Origin of the sequence: Kitasatospora sp. NPDC057500 (assembly GCF_042802195.1) — a bacterium.
In the GTDB taxonomy this organism is placed as follows: Bacteria; Actinomycetota; Actinomycetes; order Streptomycetales; family Streptomycetaceae; genus Kitasatospora.
In genome coordinates this window covers 1-3,894 of the sequence record NZ_JBHVER010000369.1, presented here as the reverse complement: position 1 = coordinate 3,894, position 3,894 = coordinate 1, and the positions used below count along the sequence as shown (strand labels likewise).

Here is a 3,894-nt window from a genome sequence, read left to right as displayed (position 1 = left end):
CGTTCCCCCGGCGGCCCCGTCAGCGCTGGTAGACGGGCTCCTCGGCCGGCCCGTCGGCCGAGGCGGGCAGCACCGCCAGGTCGAGGCCGCGGTCCAGCCGCACCCGCAGCACCGGGTCGCCGGCCACCGCCTGCCCGACCCGCTGCGCCGCCGCCTGCATCCCGGCCTGGTCCAGCCCCGGGTCGAGGATCACCGCGAGCACCCCGTCCGAGTCCTCGGCCGCCGCCAGCAGCCCGGCGGTCACCTGCGGCTCGGCCGCCAGCAGCGCCCGGACCGCCTCGCGCACCTCGGGGTCGGCCGCCGGCGGCAGGTAGGGCCGGTTCTCCGCCAGCGCCCGCAGCCGGGCCCCCGACAGCTGGAACGGCACCGGCCCGGCCGGGTCCACGAGCAGGGTGTCCGCGCGCTCGGAGAAGGCCACCATCGCCGCCTGCGGGGCCGCGGTCGGCGCCGGACGGGCATCGGCGCGCCAGCGGGCCAGCGACTCCAGCGAGGTGAAGGCCGGCAGCGCGCGCCGGCCGTCGGCGGCCTCCAGCACCGGGACGGCCATGTCGCTGGTCTTCTCGTGCCGGTGCCCGTGCGCGTCCACCTCGACCTCGCCGAGGATCGCCACGATCGGCACCATCAACCGGGTGGGCGTCAGCGCCGCCAGCACCTCCGGCTCGGCCGCGCGGTCCTGCGCCCAGCGGGCGAGCGCGGCGGCCAGCGCCGGGTCGGCGGTGCCGTCGTCGCCGGAGAAGCCCGGGTCGGGGATGTTCTTCCCGACGAACGCCGGGTTGGAGAAGTCTTTGCGGTCCACCCCGCCGACCCTATGCCACCGGCCCGCGCGCCCACACGGACCGAAGGTCCCCCGTCCGTCCCCTACCCGCGGGTAGCGGCGGTGTGGCAGTCTGCGCCCATGGCCACGCTCGAAGCCGCCGCCGGCGCCGACCGCATCGCGTCCGCCCCCTCGCCGGCCGCCGACCGCGCCCGGTACGACCGGGCCACCGCCCACCTGGACGGCCCGGTGGCCGTCGTCGACCTGGCGGCCTTCGACGCCAACGCCGCCGACCTGGTGCGCCGGGCCGGCGGCAAGCCCGTCCGGGTGGCGAGCAAGTCGGTCCGCTGCCGCGCCCTGCTGGAACGGGCGCTGGCCGTGCCGGGCTTCGCCGGGGTGATGAGCTTCACCCTCGCCGAGTCGCTCTGGCTGGCCCGCTCCGGCCTGCGCGACGTCCTGCTCGCCTACCCCTCCAGCGACCGGGCCGCCTTCGCCGAGCTGACCGGCGACCCGGAGCTCGCCGCCGCCGTCACCGTGGTGCTGGACGACCCCGCCCAGCTGGACCTGGTCGACGCCGCCCGGGCCGGCTCCGCCGAGGTGCGGGTCTGCCTGGAGCTGGACACCTCGCTGCACCTGCTCGGCGGGCGGGTGCGGGTCGGCGCCCGCCGCTCCCCGCTGCGCGCGCCCGAGGACGTGGCCGCCTTCGCGGAGCTGGTGCAGCACCGCCGGGGCTTCCGGGTGGTCGGGCTGATGGCGTACGAGGGGCACGTCGCCGGGGTGGGCGACGCGGTCCCCGGGCGGCCGGTGCGCTCCGCGCTGGTGCGGGTGATGCAGGCCCGGGCGCGGGCCGAGCTGGCCGAGCGCCGGGCGGCCACCGTGCGGATGCTGCGCCGGGTGGCCGAGCTGGAGTTCGTCAACGGCGGCGGCACCGGCAGCGTCGAGTCGACGGTCTCCGAGCGCGCGGTGACCGAGGTGGCGGCCGGGTCCGGGCTCTACCAGCCGCAGCTGTTCGACCACTACCGGGCGTTCCGCGGCCGGCCGGCCGCGCTGTTCGGCCAGCCGGTGGTGCGCCGCCCCGGGGTCGGCGTGGTGACCGTGCTCGGCGGCGGCTACCCCGCGTCCGGCGCGCCCGGCCCGGACCGCTCCCCCGTGCCGTACCTGCCGCCGGGCCTGCGCTACGACCCGATGGAGGGCGCCGGCGAGGTGCAGACGCCGCTGCTCGGTGCGGCGGCCGACGACCTGCTGATCGGCGACCGGGTCTGGTTCCGGCACGCCAAGGCGGGGGAACTCTGCGAGCGGTTCGCCGAGTTGCACCTCGTGGAGGGGGACGCGGTGGTGCGCACCGTACCGACCTACCGGGGCGAGGGACACACCTTCCTATGACCCGTGCGGACGCCGGCTTCCACTACCGTAGGAGAGCATGCCGGTACGGACGGAGGGGGAGGCCGTGGAGGCCGAGATCACGCAGCTGGTGACCACGGGTGCCACGACGGTGGTCGGGCTGATGGCCACCGAGGCCTGGACGCAGCTGCGTTCACGGCTCGCGGGACTGCTGGGGCGCGGGCGGGACGCCGAGGAGGTGTCCGCCGAGCTGGAGGAGATCCGGGTCGAGGTGGTCCGGGCTGACGGTGACACCGCGCTGGTCGACGACCAGACCGCCGAGGTGCGCAACCGGATCCGCCGGCTGCTGCGCCAGGACCCGCAGGCGGCGGGGGAACTGCGCGACCTGTTGGAGGAGTTCACGCCGCGGCAGCCGCAGTCCGTCGAGGTGCACCACACCGTCAACACGGTGCACGACACGACGGTGCACGGCACCGTCATCCAGACCGGCGCGCAGATCAGACGGCAGTAGACCCGCCGGACGCCGCCGGGAACCTTGGCCACACCTTAAGCAGGCCCGATGGGATGCCTAACCCAGGCGCCCCGTCGGGCCTTTGCGCTGCTCACGGGGCTACATTCCGTCAAAAAGTGGCCAAGTACGCACTATTGCCAGCTGGTCTAGTCCAATCATACGCTCAGCCCAGGGGCGCCGCGCCGGGTCGGCGGGCCCCTCGGGCAGACGTGCCCGGCATTCCCCCACAGCCTCGACCCGGTTCACGGTCAAGGAGTCCCCACCCCATGTCCATCAAGCGAACCGCCATGTCCGTCGGCGTCGTCGGCGCCGCGTTCCTCTCCGTCACCACCGTCGGCATCGGCACCGCCGGTGCGCACGGCACCGTCACCAACCCGGTCAGCCGGGTCGCGGCCTGCTACGCGGAGGGTCCGGAGACCCCCAAGTCGCAGCTCTGCAAGGACGTCATCGCGCTCGGCGGCACCCAGCCGCTGTACGACTGGAACGAGGTCAACCTCGCCAGCGTCGCCGGCGCCCACCAGGCGCAGATCCCGGACGGCAAGCTCTGCTCCGCCGGCCGCGACAAGTACAAGGCCCTGGACCTGGCGCGCGCCGACTGGCCCGCCTCCCCGGTCACCGCCGGCAAGATCGACTTCAAGTACCGCGTCACCGCCCCGCACCAGGGCAACCAGACCATCTACATCACCAAGCAGAGCTGGGACCCCACCCAGCCGCTGAAGTGGTCCGACCTCGACGCCGTGCCGGTCGCCAAGGTGGCCACCTCCCGCACCTCCGACAACGGCTACTACAACTACAGCGGCACCCTGCCGCAGCGCACCGGTCGTCAGCTGCTCTACATGGTGTGGCAGCGCACCGACAGCCCGGAGGCGTTCTACAGCTGCTCCGACATCGACTTCGGCAAGGGCGCGACCACCGCCGGCGCCGTGTCGGCGCTCGCCGCGCAGGCCCCGGCCGCGCCCAGCGAGGAGCAGATCGTCGCTGACCAGTCCAAGTCCACCGTCGCCCACCACGGGCACGGCGGCAACGCCGAGGAGCCCGCCGGCCGGGTCGTCGCGGCCGACAGCGCGGCGGTGGGTGGCGGTTCCGCCACCGGCCCGCTGCTGCTCGCCGGTGCCGCCGCGATCGGCGTCGGCTGGGCCGGCATGGTGCTCCGGCGCCGTCGGGTCGAGGCTGTGCGACACGACGGCTGACCGCCGGAAGCCGGGGCCGGGCCGTTCCATCCCCCGTACGGCCCCGCCCCGGCCGATCCGCTGAGAACGGCGGCGGCCCGCCCGGATCCCTCCGGGCG

4 protein-coding genes are annotated in these 3,894 nt (G+C 75.4%); 3 read left to right on the top strand and 1 reads right to left on the bottom strand.

What is annotated here, in order from left to right:
- Positions 1-19 precede the first annotated feature (19 nt).
- A complete protein-coding gene (locus ACFU74_RS36475; protein WP_380764430.1) occupies positions 20-796 on the bottom strand; it encodes an SseB family protein in 777 nt (258 codons plus the stop codon).
- Between the two features lie 99 nt (positions 797-895).
- On the opposite strand from ACFU74_RS36475, the gene ACFU74_RS36470 reads away from it, so the two are divergent.
- The 3 genes from ACFU74_RS36470 to ACFU74_RS36460 all read left to right on the top strand — a co-directional run bounded on the left by ACFU74_RS36470 (position 896) and on the right by ACFU74_RS36460 (position 3,796).
- Positions 896-2,137 carry an amino acid deaminase/aldolase gene (locus ACFU74_RS36470; RefSeq protein WP_380764429.1) on the top strand — a complete coding sequence of 414 codons (1,242 nt, stop codon included), beginning with the start codon at positions 896-898 and terminating at the stop codon, positions 2,135-2,137.
- A 37-nt stretch (positions 2,138-2,174) separates the two neighbouring features.
- Positions 2,175-2,606, top strand: coding sequence for a hypothetical protein (locus ACFU74_RS36465; protein WP_380764428.1), 432 nt, complete (start codon positions 2,175-2,177; stop codon positions 2,604-2,606).
- A 266-nt stretch (positions 2,607-2,872) separates the two neighbouring features.
- Positions 2,873-3,796 (top strand): lytic polysaccharide monooxygenase, encoded by a 924-nt coding sequence (locus tag ACFU74_RS36460; RefSeq protein ID WP_380764427.1) that lies wholly within the window; start codon positions 2,873-2,875, stop codon positions 3,794-3,796.
- Positions 3,797-3,894: the final 98 nt, after the last annotated feature.